Consider the following 15,416-nt stretch of genomic DNA (forward strand, 5'->3'; position numbering starts at 1 on the left):
GCGTGATAGGCCACCAGCCCGCCGACACCGATGACGCACCAGAGTCCGAGGACCAGCGTCCAGTACATCATCCGGCCGAGGAAGGAGCGGCGCTTGCGTCCACGCCGCCGGCCCCCGCCATTTCCGCCCCCACCCTTGCGGATCTTCGGCATCTCTTCTCTCGGCTCCTGACGTGCGGCGCCGCGATGGCTGCGGCTCGAGCGATCATCGGCGGAGAGGCGCATGTCGAAGGCGTCGGAACTCTCGCTCCGCCCACCCTCGAAGGACGGCTCGCGCCGCTCGCCGCCTCGTCTCGCCCGATCGTTCATTCTGCCCCGTTCAGCCCCGTGAAACCGCGCCCTTTGCACCGAAAACGCGCGAGCTTCACACAGGAGTCAAACATGGCGCTTTTAAGGGCCGGTTAAGGGAAACCAGATTCCAGCACGGGCCCGGAGCAGCGATCACTCGGATTTGTGGCAAATGCGCCAGCCATGGCACTTCGCCGGGGAATGTTGCAGTGCAAACGTTCTTGTGAATTGAAAATCGCGTGAAACCCGACAACTTCGCCGCGCAGTCCAGATGCAATGCCGCAATTCGGCACGAATCCAGCCTGTTCCGACGTACTCGAGCCTCCGCGACCTAGAAGGTTATGTCCGAATGCAAGCCTCCAACCCCCTGAGCCGCTTTGCCCCGCAGGCTCTCGCCGTTTTGCGCATCGTGACCGCGCTGATCTTCATCATCCATGGCACTCAGAAGCTCTTTGGTTTCCCGGCCGCGCCAGCCAGCGGCCTGCCGGCCGCCTTCTCTCTGTTCTGGTTCGGCGCCATTCTGGAGGCTGTTGGCGGTTTCCTGATCCTGATCGGCCTGTGGACCCGTCCTGTCGCCTTCGTGCTGGCTGGCGAAATGGCCTATGCTTACTGGATGTTCCACGCACCGCGCAGCATCTACCCGCTGCTTAATGGCGGCGATGCGGCGATCCTCTACTGCTTCATCTTCCTTTACCTGGTCTTCGCCGGTGCTGGCGCCTGGAGCGTCGATTCCCGCTCGAAGCGCTGATTCTTCGACGGAACGGCGCCATTCGCCCAAAGAAAAGCCCGCCTCCCCCAGGGAAGGCGGGCTGATTTTTTTGGCCCGACAGGCCGGCAGAACTCAGACCGAGGCCGAAATCCAGCGCGAAAGGTCGCTCTTAGGGGCCGCGCCGACCTTCTGCGAGGCCAGCTTGCCGTCCTTGAACAGCATCAGGGTCGGGATCGAGCGAATGCCGAACTGGGCGGGAATGGCCTGGTTCTCATCGACATTCATTTTCACGATCTTGACCTTGCCGGCCATCTCACCGGCGATCTCCTCGAGCGCTGGGCCGATCATCCGGCAGGGGCCGCACCACTCGGCCCAGAAATCGACCACGACCGGCTCGCTCGACTTGAGGACATCCGCCTCGAAGCTCGCATCGGTTACCTTGTTCGTCGCCATGGCTTCTTCGCCTTTCAAAAGCAGTTCGCAGCACTGCTGCATTCGACACCGAAGCTATGAACGCCGGCAGCCCGGGTCAAGTTTCGTCGGCCTTGCATTGAAGCAGGGCTACCCTGCCAAATTCGCCAGAACGGCATCGAGCGCAGCGGCTTGTGGCTCCAGTGTCGCGAGCGTCGCAGTGTAGATCACCAGGGTCCGCACCTGCCGCCCCGGATAGATTTGCCCGATCAGGGCGCGATAGACGGCGAGCTGGGCTTGCGTCGCGGGCGGGATCGCCGATTCATCGGCCGGCGGGCGCGACGCCGTCTTGAAGTCGGCGATCAGTACCTCGTTCTCCGTGACGGCGAGCCGGTCGATCTGGCCCGAGACGGCGCGCACTGCACCATTCGCAAGCGTGATCTCGCCGGCAATCGGAACCTCAGCCAGAGATCCGGATGAAAACAGGGCGGAAAGCGCAGGGGCGCGAAGCAAAGCCAGGGTCTGGCCGATGACCTCCTGGCGTCGTGCGCCAGGCAAACCGGCTCCGCGCAGGGCGGCGAGTGCCTGTGCCGTCGCGTTGCGGGCCGGCGCGTCGACATCCGGCAGGATCTGCAGGAGCAGATGCGCCAGCCGGCCGGCTTGCGCTGCCTCGGCAAGGAATGGGCCGTCGCCCGGCCGCTCGGCCGCATCGGCGGCGCTGATCGCATTCGACGGCTTGAGCGGTGGCAACGGTTCCTGTTCGGCGGGCGCGGAGGCGCGGAGCCAGCCGGGTTCGGCGAGCACCGGCTTGGACTGCGCCTCCTCCACAGGACCGGTGGGCTTTGGTGCCGAGACCATGAAGCGCCGGATCGTGCCGACACCGTCCGGTGCGGCGACCTCCTGCAGGCCCGATGTCGCGAGCGAAAGTCCGCTTTCGATCATCGCATACCAGCTTCCGGGCGGCGCCTCGCCTTTGGCTTGCGCTCCGCAGACGATCAGCCGGTCCTCGGCCCGGGTCATCGCGACATAGAGGAGGCGATGATGCTCCTCGGCAAGCTGGTCGACGACCTGCGCCTTCGCCCTGCGGGTCGCCTCCGCATCGTCTGCCCTGGCCGGGGGCCAGATCGGCACGAGTTTGCCCCTGGGAGGTTCCACCGCGAGAATCTTCGGCAAGCGCTTGGCGCCCGGCTCGGGGGCGAGATCGGCGAGGATCACGATCTTCGCCTCCAATCCCTTCGAGCCGTGCACCGTCATGACGCGCACTTCGCCTGCGCTGCTGGAGAGGTCGCGCTTAACCTCGGTTCCGGCCTGGGTGATGTGGTGCAGGAAGCCGGCAAGCGATGGGCCGTGCCGTCGCTCATAGTCCAGCGCCGCGTTGAGAAAGGCGTCGAGCGCGTCGCCGGCCTCGGCCCCAAGCCGAGCCAGAGCGAGATTGCGCCCGCCTTCCGGCCCGAGCAGCTGCGCAAAGAAGCGAAATGGCCCGATGCGCCGTGCGTCGTCACCGAGTTGGGAGAGGCGTGCTTCGGTGGCGGCAAAGCGCGGCTCGCTTTCGCCGATGCCGTGCAGGGCGACGCGCAGCGAGCCCTTTCGCTCCGGCGCGAAGCGCATCAGATCGTCGTCGTCGAGGCCAAGCAGCGGCGTCTTCAGCGCGATGGCCAGCGACAGGTCGTCATCGGGCAGGAGCAGCGCCCGGCCGAGTGCCACGAGGTCTTCGACAGCGGGATGTGTCGCGAGGCTCAAGCGATCGCGACCGGTCACCGGCACGCCCGCATCCTTCAGGGCTTTGACGATCGCCTCGAACAGCGGCCCGCGCTGGCGCAGCAGGATCATGACGTCGCCGGGCTTGAAGCCGTGTCCGAGATCATCCTGCCCGCTGCGCGTCCAGCGTGCCAGCACGCCGGCGATGCGCGTTGCGAGCTTCACGGTCCCGCTACGCTGCTCGGGCGCGTCGACCGGAGTCGTCCAGGCATCCGGCGGCTCGCTCTGGTCGTCGGCCGATAGCGGCCAGAGATCGACTGCGCCGKGGTCGCCCTGGCGCACCGTGTCATGCACCTCCGGCCGGGCGCTGCCGTCGAAGACCAGCCCGCGGGCGTGCTCCGCCACCGCGAAGACGATGTCCACCGCCCGCATGATGTCGGGCGCCGAGCGGAAGGAGGTGTTGAGGCTCACCGCCTCGAATGCGAGCTGCGCCTGCCGGATATTCAGCCCGAGCCGGGTCCGCTGCTCGCCGAAGGCGCTCGGCGCGGCACCCTGGAAGCCGTAGATCGACTGCTTCTCATCGCCGACGACGAAGATCGTCCGGGGCTTTGGGCTCTCTGCGCGCGTGTCCCGTCCGCCCGTGAACTCGTCGGCGAGCGCGCCCAGGATCGCCCATTGCGCCTCGCTGGTGTCCTGCGCCTCGTCGAGCAGGATGTGATCGATGCCGGCATCGAGCTTGTAGAGCACCCAGGCGGCCTCGACCCGCGAGAGGAGGGAGCGCGTCTTGGCGATCAGGTCGTCATAGTCCAGCAGCGAGCGCTCGCTCTTCAACCGCTGATAAGAGGCGAGCATCCGTGTCACCAGCAGCGCGAGCGCGTGGCTGCGGTCGCGGATGGCAATGGCGTTGAGCTGGTCGACTGCGCCGAGCAGGAGATCGGCAAGAGTGTCGAGCACGGCCATCAGCGCCGACTCGAGTTCGGATTTGCCCTTGCCCCTGATATGCGCGTTGACCGTGCCTTCGGCCGTGATGAAGCCGGAGCGGCAGGTTGCGATCGGGTCGCCCTCGAACTGCTGCGCCGTCAGGCTCCGCAGCGCAGCCGCAAATTTCTGCCGGGTCGCGCTACCGGCATCCAGCGCCGAGACGAGAGCGGCAAGTCCTGGAAGCCTGCCTGGCCAGCAGGTCGAGCGCCTGCGCCTCCGCGCCGGCAGGATCGGCGGCAATGGCCGCGAGCAATTCGCGCCTTGCGTCGTGCAGCAGCTCAGCCTGCGCGAGATCATCGGCAACCTCGAAGCGCGGCGGTACGTTCGCCTCGAAGGGCGCAGATTGCAGAACGCGCGTGCAGAAGGCGTGGATGGTCTCGATTCTGAGCCCACCCGGCGTCTCCAGCGCCTCCGCGAACAGCCGGCGAGCGCTTGCCTGCTGCCGCGCCGTCGCGCGCTCGCCGGTCAGGCCTTGGAGCGCCGCGGAAAGGGCCTCATCCGGCATGGTCGCCCAGGCGCCGAGCGCCTTGAACACGCGGTTCGCCATATTGGCGGCCGCCGCCTTGGTGTAGGTGATGCAGAGCATCCGGGCCGGCGCGACGCCATCGAGCAGCAGTCGCAGCACGCGGTTGACCAGCACATGCGTCTTGCCTGAACCGGCATTGGCCGAAACCCAGGCGCTGAGATCGGGCCGGGCGGCAAGCGCCTGGCGTTGGTTGGTCTGCGGGGGAACGATCCAGCCGGGCTTCATGTTTCGCCTCCGGGCTCGTCGCCACCCGGTGCCGCGGACCACTCCTTGACCCGCGCGAGCTGGTCGTAGGGGCTGGTATATTTGATGTAGTCGGGCGCGCGCCGCGAGACATAGGCTTCGCGCCCGCTTCGAAGCGCATGGAGATGCTCGATCAGCCGTTCGAGATGGCGCGCGGCGACATCGGCCAGAGGCTCGCCATCGAACTCGAGCGGCTTGTCCTTGGCCCAGCCCTTCGGATCGTGATGGAGCTTGAGATAGAGCAGCGCGTCGACCGGTGCAGGAGCGATATCCTCGCGAAATCCGGATCGCGCCGCGAGCTCGGCTTCCAGTGTCAAYTGCGGCGCAAAACCCTTCTCGACCTGCGCCTTGCTTGGCGGAGCTCCGGTCTTGAAGTCGATGATGCGCAGCGAGGTCTGGCGCGTGATCTCGATTCGGTCGGCCCGCCCGCTCAGTCGGAATTCCGCGCCGTCCGGCAGCTTGAACGTCGCCGCGGTACCGCGTTCGACTGCAACCCGTGCCAGCTCGCCGCGCCGGCGCTCCTCCCAGCCGATGAAATGACTGGCGGTCAGGAGGAAGCGCGGCCACCAGAAGGCGCGGACCTCGGGTGTATCGTCAAACGCCTGGAACAGGCGCTTGCCGATCGCGATCAKGTGATTGAGCGAGTCGGCCGGCAATTGCTCCGGATAGGTCTCCGCGAAAGTCCCGACAATATCATGCAGCAGGTTGCCGCGATCGCTGGCGCCGGGGTCGCCAACGAGCTCGGGAAGGGCGTCGAGCTTCAGGATCTTGCGGGCAAAGATCTGGTAGGGGTCGCGGTAGAGCGTCTCGACCTCGGTGACGCTGAGCGCGACGGGCTGGAGCTGGCGCGCGGGCCGCGGAGCAGGGCGGCCGATTGGTTTGGCGTCGGCGGGTTTGCTCAGGAGTGAAGCAAGCCCGGTCAGGCGGGCTCCCCTGGCTGCGGCCCCGTTCCAGACATCCTGCGGGGTCACGGCCTTGAGCCTTTGCCAGAAGCGCGAGGCGATGGTCTCGGCCTCGCCGGCCTTGCGCGCGCGGGTCAGGGTCACCCGCTGCGCCATCGCGCCCTGGATGAAATCATGCGCGGTCTGGCCGATGCGCCGCTCGGGAGCGCTCAAGCCCAGTTCGGCCCGCATCGGCCGGTTCAGGAAGGAATCGGTCTTGGCCTCCGGAGGCCAGACGGACTCGACGAGGCCGCCCAGCACGACATGGTCGGCTTCCAGCAGGCGCGCTTCCAGCAAGCCCCAGATCTTGACGCGAGGATGGCCCGTCCCGCTGCGTCGGACCGATGTCTCGGCCAGCAGGCTGTCGAGGATCGCAATGACATCGCGGGGATGGCCGGCCTCGGGTGCATCTGGGAGGGCGCCGTCGATCTGGTCGAACAGCCCTGCAAGGGCCTCGCCGTCCGGCCCGACGAAGGCGAGCGTGGCGCCACTCTCCGCCCGACTGAGTGCGACCAGGGCATCGCGACTTGCCGTCACCACAGTAGCGAAGGAAGGCAGCGGGGCGGCCAGTGCTGCGAGCAGCGGCGCCATGGCGGCCTCGATCGCGTCGAGAACCAGGCCCGCGGCGGCGAGATCCGCGCTGTTCAGGCGCCTGCGCGGCGCAGGCGCATGCCGGTCCTGCATCAGTCCCGGAACCGCCGCAAAACTGTCGCGCAGGCCCGCAAATCCCTTTGTGACAGCCTCGCCCCGCCAGGCGCCGATCTCGAGCGCCGCCGCGCCCTGCGCCACGGTCTGTCGCGACAGTCCGAGCCGGCAAAGCGGGTGGGCAAGCAAGGGAACGAGGCTCGCCGGCATCATCTGGGCTCGCGCAGCCTCCAGGAGGAGGCGCAGCAGGGCGCCGGCCGGCCAGCGCGCGAGCGGCAGGCCAGCGGAATCATCGGCTTCGATGCCCCAGCGCCGGAGTTCCACGACGACTCGTTCGGCGAGGCCGCGATCGGGAGTGATCAGTGCGGCGTGCTTGCCGTCCTGCTCCAGTGTTTCACGGAGCGCGATGGCGACTGCCAGCGCCTCCTCGCGCTCGTCGGCGGTCTCCACGATGCTGATCCCATCGAAGGCTGCTTCAGCCTCGCCCGGGGAAACGCGGGTCGCGAGATCGGCCCAGAATTCCGTGACCGATGCCGGAAGCATCGCCTCGCGCAGCAACGCCGCCCGGGCCGCGAGGCCCGGTTCCGGCCTCGCCAGCGGCTGGGCGTCGTCACGGCCGGCCTTCAATGTCTGGAGCAGCCGATACAATGCCGCCTGCGGGTGGGACGGTGCAGGCTCCTTCTCGATCGCCTCCCAGGCAAGCTGAGCCAGGTCGAGGTCGAGATCGGGCAGTACGACCGCGCCATTGGGCATCCGTGCGATCGCTGCGAGAAGCCGGGCGGTGGCCGGGATCGTGCCCGTGGAGCCCGCAGCAATGATAGGCCCGGTCACGCTGCCGGAAAGCAGGCGTTGGCGTTCGGCTTCGAGCATGCGGTTGCGAAAATCGGCAGGATCGCAGGCATCGCGGCTTTCGAGGATCTTCGGCCAGGCCTCGCCCAGGATGGCCAGGAAGCTCGCATTGAGCTGCCAGACCTTGTCGAAACGAGCGGCGTCAAGGGTCGCCAGCCGCTCGACCGGCACGCCTTCGGTCTGCATCTGGTCGAGCAGGGCGGCGAGGTCGCCAGCCAGCCCCCAGGCCTCGGCCAGCGTCGAAGGCACGAGCGAGGGCTCTGACGGGTCGAGCTTCAGGTGGCTGCGGTTCGCCGTGCGTCCCCAGCTATCGACCAGCCGCGCCAGCAGCATCCGCCGCGCCAGTGGGTCGATCGGCCCGACGCGCGCGCCATCCCAGCCGCCCGCGCCGATCAACGCTGTCTCGGCCTCGTCGACATCGCCGAGCGGCACGATGCGCGGCAGCAGCAGCGGCTTGCCGCCAAGCCTCGCAGACAGGCCGGCGACCAGGGCCCGCGCTGCACGGCGCGTCGGGAGATAGAGCGTCGCACGAGCCATCGCTGCCGGATCATCCGGCGCGTAGACCTGACCGAATCGTCCATCCAGCACCGCCTGCGCCAGCACGTCGAGAAACGCTGTGCCGGCGGGGATGGTGAACAGGTTGAGCTCAGCCATGGAAGCTCTGGGCGGCCGCGAACGCGGCTTCTGCCGGCGCGATCGCTTCCGGCGTGCCGACATGCAGCCACTGGCCCTGCAGAACATGTCCGAACAGGCGCTTTCGCGCGATGAGCCGGTCGAAGAGCAGGTTGAGCGAGAACGAGCCCTCGGGGGTGTCGGCAAAGATCTCGGGTTTCATGATGATCACCCCGGCATAGACGACGGGGGCCGTTGGCGCCTGTCCGCGCCGTGTCAGCCGGCCGTCCGCATCCTGGAAGAAGTCGCCGGCGCCGTCGAAGCCGACACTGTCCTCGCGCCGGGCCAGCAGCATCAGCATGTCCATCTCCGCCGGCGTCCAGGCCTCGGCCATGGCCGCAATGTTGGAGATGCCGGTCTCGCTCCAGAGCGAGTCGGAGTTGACGTGGAAGAAGGGTTCGCCGCCGAGCAGCGGGAGGGCCTTCTTCACGCCGCCGCCGGTTTCGAGCAGCGCGTCGCGCTCGTCCGAGATGACGATCCGGGGATGTGTGCGCCCGGCGAGGTGAGCCTCGATCTGCTCGGCGAGATGGTGGACATTGACGATCGCCTCGGTGGCGCCGGCTTCGGCGAGCCGGTCGAGCGCGTGATCGAGCATCGCCTTGCCGCCGATCCGGACCAAGGGCTTCGGCAGGCTGTCGGTGATTGGGCGCATGCGCTGGCCAATGCCTGCCGCCAGCACCATGGCCCGGCGGATCGGCCGCGAACCCGTCTCAGTCACGCGAATCTCCCGATTGTGATGAACCTGCGCGATCCATAGCGCGTCGCGGTCGCGCTTGTCGCGGACGACCTCTCAGGGGCTCTCGGCTGTCTCGAACAGCTTCGGCAGATGGGCCTGATACCAGGCCTTCAGCTCTTCGAGCGCTGGGTGCTCGAGGTTGCGGCGCAAGTACGTTTCGATTCGCGGCAGGTGCTTGAGATAGGCAGGCTTGCCGTCGCGCTTGTCGAGGCGTGCGAAGATCCCGGCAATCTTGGTGTTGCGCTGTGCGCCCAGGATCGCATAGGCGCGAGCGAAGCCGGCGAGATCGAAGCTCTCGTCCGCCGCCCGCCGCGCCGAGCCATAGGAGGCAAGCAGCTTGAGTTCCAGCGCCGCCGGCACGTCAACGCGCGCGTCCTGTCCCAGCGAGACCAGATCATAGGCGGGGTGGCCGAGCACGGCGTCCTGGAAATCGATCAGACCGAGCTTGGCGTGTCCTTCACGCTTCGGCAGCCAGATCAGGTTGGGGGAGTGGAAGTCGCGGAGCGTCCAGGTCGATGGTGCGGCGAGGATTTCGTCGAACAGCTTGCTCCAGATGCGGCTGAATTCKGCATGAGTCACCGCCGGCAAGGTCACACCGGCAATATGCGGGGCGTACCATTCGAGCACGAGTTCGGTCTCGATCGAGAGCGCACCCCGATCATAGTCCGGCACGATGTAGTCGCGTCCGTCGGCGACCGGCAGGATCGCCGGCAAGGTGTGGCGATGCATGTCGGCCAGCAGGCGTGCGGCGGCCTCATAGCGTTCGGGAATCGGTCCGTTCTCGTCGAGCACGCCTTCGTCACCGAGGTCCTCGATCAGCAGGAGGCCGGTCTCGAGGTCCTGGGCAAAGATGTCGGGGGCCGAATAGGTCAGCGAGCGCAGGCCGCGATCCATGCCGACGAAGGCATCGACCGATTCCGCCAGGTGCGCGATGGCGCTGTAAGGCTTGCCGAGGCGGATCGCGGGGCCGTCCGCGCGCGGCGGCGAAATCATCAGGATGGCGGTTTGTCCATCCGGACGGGTCAGCCGCTCATAGGCGCGGGTCGAGGCGTCGCCGAGCATGAAGTCGCGCTTGGCCTCACCCCATCCGGCAGAGTCGATCAGTCGCCGCGCTGCGATCGCGATGGCAAGGCGCGAGCGCCAGAGCACACCGCCGGCGAGACTGGCGATCCGCCCGGTCTCGGGCGCCTTTGGGTCGACGTCGAGCACGATGTCGAGCCGCCGACCGGCAGGCAGCCGCGTACCGGCCCGGTCCGGCCACTCGACCAGCGTGATGATGCGGTCGAGATCCTCGATCAGCCCGATATCATCGAGCTCGTCGGGGGACCGCACCCGGTAGAGATCGGCATGGATCACGCTGCCGCGCAGCGTGTCGTAGCTCTGCACCAGGGTGAAGGTCGGGCTCGGAGCCTCCAGGTCCGGGTTGTCGGCAAGCTCGCGCAGGATAGCGCGCGCCAGCAACGACTTGCCGGCGCCGAGATGGCCGGAGATCGCCACGATATCGCCGGGCTTGAGGATCGCGGCGAGATCGCGGCCGAGCCGCACCGTGGCGGCTTCACCGGCCAGCGTCAGCCGATGCCCGCCTGTCTTCACGGTATCCTCTGTCATTCAGCGGCATCCGAGAGCGGCATGCCTTCCGAGGGAAACACCGCGGTGACCCGCGTGCCCTGCCCTGGCGCAGAATCGAGCTCTACATGGCCACCATGCAGCTCCACGATCGAACGCACGATGGAGAGGCCAAGTCCGACGCCGCGATGCTTGGAGCCKAGAGAATGGCTCTCGAAGCGGTCGAACACCTTGTCCTTGACCTCGGCCGGGATGCCGCGGCCTTCGTCGGCGACGGTGATGCGGACATCGCCGCCGATGCGCCCGGCCGTGACCCCGATGGTCTGGCCGGGAGCGGAGAAGCCGATCGCGTTCGAGATCAGGTTGAACAGCACCTGCCGCAACCTGCGGCCATCTGCCCTCAAGGGGCCGGTCTGGGGCGCGATATCGACCTTGAGGGTCAGCTTGCTGTCGATCAGGCGGTCGTGCAGGCCGGCCGTCGCCTGGGCAATGGTCTCGGCGACATCGACTTCCTGGAATTCGAGCGCCAAAGCGCCGTTGTCGATCGAGGCGAGGTCGAGAATGTCATTGATGATCGCGAGCAGTGCACCGGACGAGCGCACGATATGGCCKGTATAGTCGCGTTGTTTCTCGTTGAGCGCACCGATCGTCTCGGCGCCGAGCAATTGCGCGAAGCCGATGATGTTGGTCAGCGGCGAGCGCAGCTCGTAGGAGACGTGGTGGACGAAATCCTCGCGCAGCCGCGAGACCTTCTCCAGGGCTTCGTTCTTTTCGGTCAGGGCACGTTCGACATTCACGCTTGCGGTGACGTCGGCGAAGGTGATCAGCGTCGCTCCGTCCGGCAACGGCGCGGCGGCGCAATCGAGCACGGTGCCGTCACGACGCTCCATCCGGCAGCCATAATCCTCACGCGCATCGCGCACGCCGGTGATGACGCTTTGCAACTCCGTCCAGACATCGTCATGCGGATAGAGCGGCCGGCAGAGCCGGACCACCTCGTCGATATGCGGCGTGGCTCCGGCCAGGTCGCCATGGATCTTCCAGGCCTGGGCGAAGGCGGGGTTGGAGAGCTTGAGCCGGCCGTCCGAACCGAACACCGCGACGCCCTCGCGCAGCGAGTCGAGCGTTTCCCGTTGCGTGCGTGACAGCGCATTGAACCGGGATTCGAGCGTGAAGCGTTCGGTCACGTCATCGAAGAGATAAGTGACCCCGCCTTGCGGGTTGGGGCTCGAGACGACATGGATCGTCCGCCCATCCGGCAGATACCACCAGTCCTCGCTGGCACGCGGGCTTGTATAGGTGGCCTGCACCGCAGCCTTCCAGCTGCGGTAGTCGCCGAGTTCAGGCAGGCGGCGCTCGGCTCTCAGCCGGTCGAGGATTTCGCTATCGCTGGGCTTGCCTTCGAGGAAGGCGGAGTCGAGCGACCAGAGCGTCTCGAACCCGGAATTGCTGTAGACCAGCCGTTGTGAGGCATCGAACACGGCAACGGCCGTCTTCAGCCGGTCGAGCGTGCGCACATGCGCATCCATCTGGCGCTGCAGGTCGGCGCGAACGGCCTCAAGCTCGCTCATGTCGGTCGCGATGCCGGCAAAGCCGGCCGGCGTCGGCATTTCCAGGATGTCGAGCGTATGCCGCTGGCCGGCTACCACGGCCGGAGCGCGTGTTGCGAACGGGCGCCCTTCGCTGCGCGCCTTGGCTGCGTTCTCCCGTTCATTGCGGTCGAGCAGCTCGAGGCCGCCCTTCACCGCCTCGCTGCCGCCGGCAGCTTCGACCGCGCGGGCATAGGCGGCATTGGCCCAGCTCAGGCGACCGTCGGCATTGCGGGTCCAGACCGGTTGCGGCAGGCCAGCCAGCAAGGTCGAGAGCGCTGCATGATCGGCGGTGACATGCTCGAGTTCGCTTTGCAGCGCCATGACCCGGGCCCGCTCGCCGCTGACCTGGCGGAAACGGATCACCGCACGCCCTGCGACGGGGCGGCCTTCGACATCGATGAACGGGCCGGAGCGACTCCTGAGCGTGAAGCCGAAGGCTTCGCCGCGCTCCTTCAATGCGTCGGTGGCGAGTTCCAGGCGCTTGGCATCGGCGGGAGGGGCCCAGCTGCCATAGGCAAGGGCCAGCGCAGCGCCGGGCGCGCCGAGAAAGCCGCTGTCGCCCTCGAAGATCGGCTCGGCGTTCTTTCCGTTCCAGCTCACCACGACCTGGGCATCGGATGCGAGCAGCGCACCCAGGCGTTCCTGGTGGCTGCGGGCCGCTTCCAGTTCGCTCGCGAGCTCTCCTTCGCGGCGCTGCCAGCGTCCCCGCTCGCGCACATAGATGATCGAGGTTGTTGCCGCGAAGACCACAAGCCCGGCCAGGACGATCGAAAGGCTGCCGGCACCAAGCGCGCCTGCCGGGAGCGGAGCCATGATCTCGGTTTGTGCGAGCGCCGGAAGCGGAATGCTGCCGACGGCGAGGCCTGGGAGCAGTGCGCTGTGGCGCCCCGCATCTCCGTTCCGTCTCTTTCGCCCCGCTCGTCTCATTCTGCTTCCGTCACTTAGTCTGAACCCGACCCTGGCGTTGAACGGCCAAGGTGGAAAGCCGATCGAGGCGCCGCAGCCCGAACCGGACGCACGCACACCACCACACCAACCCGTTTGAGCTTGCTCGACCTCGCGCGAACGCAGCGGGCCCGAATCAGCTCCACTCTAATCACCGGTGGAGTCCGGCAGGAAGTGCTTAATGGCAGGTAAATGCGTGGAAAATCGCGACCGAGTGCCGCCCCAGGCCAAGAAATCAACAAATTGATCCTGGCTGTAGGGCGCCGTCTATTAGTGGTGTCTTCTTGCAATAATGAGAGGTCAGTCAGATACAAAAAAGCCCGGCGCGAACGCCGGGCTTCTTCAACTTTACGCCTGTTGGCGTGTCAGTAGCGGTAGAGCTCGGGCTTGAACGGGCCGGTCGGGGCCAGGCCCAGATACTTCGCCTGCGCATCGTTGAGCACAGTCAGCTTGGCGCCGACCTTGGCGAGGTGGAGCGCCGCGACCTTCTCGTCGAGATGCTTCGGCAGCGTGTAGACCTTGTTCTCGTACTTGGCGTGGTGGTTCCAGAGCTCGATCTGGGCCAGCGTCTGGTTCGAGAACGAGCAGGACATCACGAAGGACGGGTGGCCGGTGGCGTTGCCGAGATTCACCAGGCGACCTTCCGAAAGCAGGATGATGCGCTTGCCGTCGGGGAACTCGACCTCGTCGACCTGCGGCTTGACGTTGTCCCACTTGAAGTTCTTCAGGCCCGCGACCTGAATCTCCGAGTCGAAATGGCCGATATTGCAGACAATGGCGCGGTGCTTCATGGCGCGCATGTGCTCGACGGTGATGACGTCGAGATTGCCGGTGGCGGTCACGAAGATGTCGGCGCGGGGCGCAGCATCTTCCATGGTCACGACCTCGTAGCCTTCCATCGCCGCCTGCAGAGCGCAGATCGGGTCGATCTCGGTGACGAGCACGCGGCAGCCGGCCTGGCGCAGCGAAGCGGCCGAGCCCTTGCCGACGTCGCCATAGCCGGCGACGACCGCGACCTTGCCCGACATCATCACGTCGGTGCCGCGGCGGATGGCGTCGACCAGCGATTCACGGCAGCCATAKAGGTTGTCGAACTTCGACTTGGTGACGGAGTCGTTGACGTTGATCGCCGGGAAGGGCATGCGGCCGGCCTTGGCCAGCTCGTAGAGGCGGTGCACGCCGGTGGTGGTCTCTTCCGAGACGCCCTTGATCGCGGCGCGGGTCTTGGTGAACCAGCCTGGATTGGCCTTGAGCTCCCGCTTGATCAGCTTGAAGAAGATCGTCTCTTCCTCGTTGCCCGGCTTGTCCAGGAATTCGGCCTTGCCGGCCTCGGCCTCGGCACCGAGGATGATCAGCATGGTCAGGTCGCCGCCATCGTCGAGGATCATGTTCGGCGTGCCGCCGTCACCCCATGTCGCGGTGCGCAGGACGTATTCCCAATACTCCTCCAGCGTCTCGCCCTTGATGGCGAAGACCGGCGTGCCGGTCGCGGCGATCGCGGCGGCGGCATGGTCCTGGGTCGAGAAGATGTTGCAGGACGACCAGCGCACGTCGGCGCCGAGTTCCTTCAGCGTCTCGATCAGCACGGCGGTCTGAATGGTCATGTGCAGGCAGCCGGCGATGCGGGCGCCCTTGAGCGGGGCCTTGCCCTTATGCTCGGCGCGGATCGCCATCAGGCCCGGCATCTCGTCCTGGGCCATGTTGATTTCCTTGCGGCCGTAATCCGCGAGGCTGATGTCCTTGACGACGTAATCGTGCTTCGACACGGGGCTGCTCCAATGGCTTGATCTTGAATGACGCGCGGCTCTCTAGCAGCGACGGCGTCAGAAGGCAATCAAAGATATAAAGATGTCTTTATATGCGCCGGGAATGAGCGCGGCGCGACATGCGCGAGCCTCGCCCGTCAGATGCCCGCATTGGGCATTGTCGCGTGCCTGCCATCAGAAGTCAGCAGTCCGGGAAGGGAGGGGACGGTTTTGCCACCAGCGCATCTCAGGCCGAGCGCAGCAAAATCCGACCTCAGGCGACCTGGAAGGGCGCGCGGTCGGCGCCTCAGTCTATTCGCCTTCGCCGAACTTGTCGGCGACCAGCGCTTCGAGCGCCTTCAGCGCCTCCTGGGCGTCACGGCCCTTGGCGACGACGGTGATGGTCGAGCCGATGCCGGCGCCGAGCGTCAGGATACCCATGATCGAGGTCGCGCCGACGGTCTCGCCGCAGCGGGTCACGGTAATGTCGGCGTCGAAATTCGAGGCGCACTGCACGAATTTCGCCGTGGCGCGGGCGTGCAGCCCCTTCTTGTTGACGATCGGCAGTTCGCAATAAAGCGCGCCGTTCGGGATCGCCGTCTCCGGGCAATCACAATCGTCTTCGCTGCTGCTCACCTGGCCGCTCATCCTATTTTCCCGCCAGAACCCGGCTGGCTACGGTGATGTATTTTCGGCCGGCATCCTGCGCGCTGGTTACGGCCTCGTCGAGGGTCTTCTCCTCGCGCACGCTGGCGAGCTTGATCAACATCGGCAGGTTGATCCCGGCCACGACGTCGATCCGCCCGGGTTCCATCACCGAGATGGCCAGATTCGAGGGCGTGCCACCGAACATGTCGGTGAGAACGATCA

The 15,416-nt window shown here is 66.6% G+C and carries 11 protein-coding genes and 1 pseudogene; 1 reads left to right on the top strand and 11 read right to left on the bottom strand.

Annotated elements, in window-relative coordinates; translation table 11 throughout:
- Positions 1–308 (bottom strand): annotated as a pseudogene (locus AC1DJT_RS27815) (penicillin-binding protein); the annotation flags it as partial.
- 328 nt (positions 309–636) lie between these two features.
- On the opposite strand from AC1DJT_RS27815, the gene AC1DJT_RS27820 reads away from it, so the two are divergent.
- On the top strand, positions 637–1,035 hold the full coding sequence (locus tag AC1DJT_RS27820; protein WP_476767749.1) for a DoxX family protein: 399 nt from the start codon (positions 637–639) through the stop codon (positions 1,033–1,035).
- A gap of 93 nt (positions 1,036–1,128) precedes the next feature.
- Here AC1DJT_RS27820 and trxA read toward each other — a convergent pair whose 3' ends face one another.
- From trxA to AC1DJT_RS27870, 10 genes are all read right to left on the bottom strand, one after another.
- The gene (gene trxA, locus AC1DJT_RS27825) at positions 1,129–1,449 is read right to left on the bottom strand and encodes a thioredoxin (protein WP_043235061.1); all 321 of its coding nucleotides are present in this window, start codon (positions 1,447–1,449) and stop codon (positions 1,129–1,131) included.
- A gap of 108 nt (positions 1,450–1,557) precedes the next feature.
- A complete protein-coding gene (locus tag AC1DJT_RS27830; RefSeq protein ID WP_476835301.1) occupies positions 1,558–4,065 on the bottom strand; it encodes a UvrD-helicase domain-containing protein in 2,508 nt (835 codons plus the stop codon).
- 160 nt (positions 4,066–4,225) lie between these two features.
- Positions 4,226–4,837 (bottom strand): UvrD-helicase domain-containing protein, encoded by a 612-nt coding sequence (locus AC1DJT_RS27835; protein ID WP_476835297.1) that lies wholly within the window; start codon positions 4,835–4,837, stop codon positions 4,226–4,228.
- Positions 4,834–7,944 (bottom strand): double-strand break repair protein AddB, encoded by a 3,111-nt coding sequence (gene addB / locus AC1DJT_RS27840; protein ID WP_476835298.1) that lies wholly within the window; start codon positions 7,942–7,944, stop codon positions 4,834–4,836. The genes AC1DJT_RS27835 and addB overlap by 4 nt, the downstream gene beginning before the upstream one ends.
- The gene (locus AC1DJT_RS27845) at positions 7,937–8,644 is read right to left on the bottom strand and encodes a nucleotidyltransferase family protein (protein WP_476767776.1); all 708 of its coding nucleotides are present in this window, start codon (positions 8,642–8,644) and stop codon (positions 7,937–7,939) included. Before AC1DJT_RS27845 ends, addB begins: the two co-directional genes overlap by 8 nt.
- 108 nt (positions 8,645–8,752) lie before the next feature.
- A complete protein-coding gene (gene tsaE / locus AC1DJT_RS27850) occupies positions 8,753–10,306 on the bottom strand; it encodes a tRNA (adenosine(37)-N6)-threonylcarbamoyltransferase complex ATPase subunit type 1 TsaE (RefSeq protein ID WP_476835299.1) in 1,554 nt (517 codons plus the stop codon).
- Positions 10,303–12,669 carry a sensor histidine kinase gene (locus AC1DJT_RS27855; protein WP_441505065.1) on the bottom strand — a complete coding sequence of 789 codons (2,367 nt, stop codon included), beginning with the start codon at positions 12,667–12,669 and terminating at the stop codon, positions 10,303–10,305. The genes tsaE and AC1DJT_RS27855 overlap by 4 nt, the downstream gene beginning before the upstream one ends.
- A gap of 497 nt (positions 12,670–13,166) precedes the next feature.
- A complete protein-coding gene (ahcY, locus tag AC1DJT_RS27860; protein ID WP_113515661.1) occupies positions 13,167–14,567 on the bottom strand; it encodes an adenosylhomocysteinase in 1,401 nt (466 codons plus the stop codon).
- A gap of 291 nt (positions 14,568–14,858) precedes the next feature.
- Complete coding sequence (locus tag AC1DJT_RS27865; protein ID WP_069878534.1) at positions 14,859–15,194, bottom strand: HPr family phosphocarrier protein; 336 nt, start codon at positions 15,192–15,194, stop codon at positions 14,859–14,861.
- 1 nt (position 15,195) lies between these two features.
- Positions 15,196–15,416: PTS sugar transporter subunit IIA (locus AC1DJT_RS27870; protein WP_476835300.1), on the bottom strand; the 221-nt coding region annotated here is incomplete at its 5' end.

It is taken from the genome of Allobosea sp. 05T422_2, from assembly GCF_056396265.1.

Coding starts and splice junctions, on each gene's coding strand:
- AC1DJT_RS27820 (WP_476767749.1), top strand. CDS start 637: ATGCAAGCCTCCAACCCCCTGAGCCGCTTTGCCCCGCAGGCTCTCGCC.
- trxA (WP_043235061.1), bottom strand. CDS start 1,449: ATGGCGACGAACAAGGTAACCGATGCGAGCTTCGAGGCGGATGTCCTC.
- AC1DJT_RS27835 (WP_476835297.1), bottom strand. CDS start 4,837: ATGAAGCCCGGCTGGATCGTTCCCCCGCAGACCAACCAACGCCAGGCG.
- AC1DJT_RS27845 (WP_476767776.1), bottom strand. CDS start 8,644: ATGGTGCTGGCGGCAGGCATTGGCCAGCGCATGCGCCCAATCACCGAC.
- AC1DJT_RS27865 (WP_069878534.1), bottom strand. CDS start 15,194: ATGAGCGGCCAGGTGAGCAGCAGCGAAGACGATTGTGATTGCCCGGAG.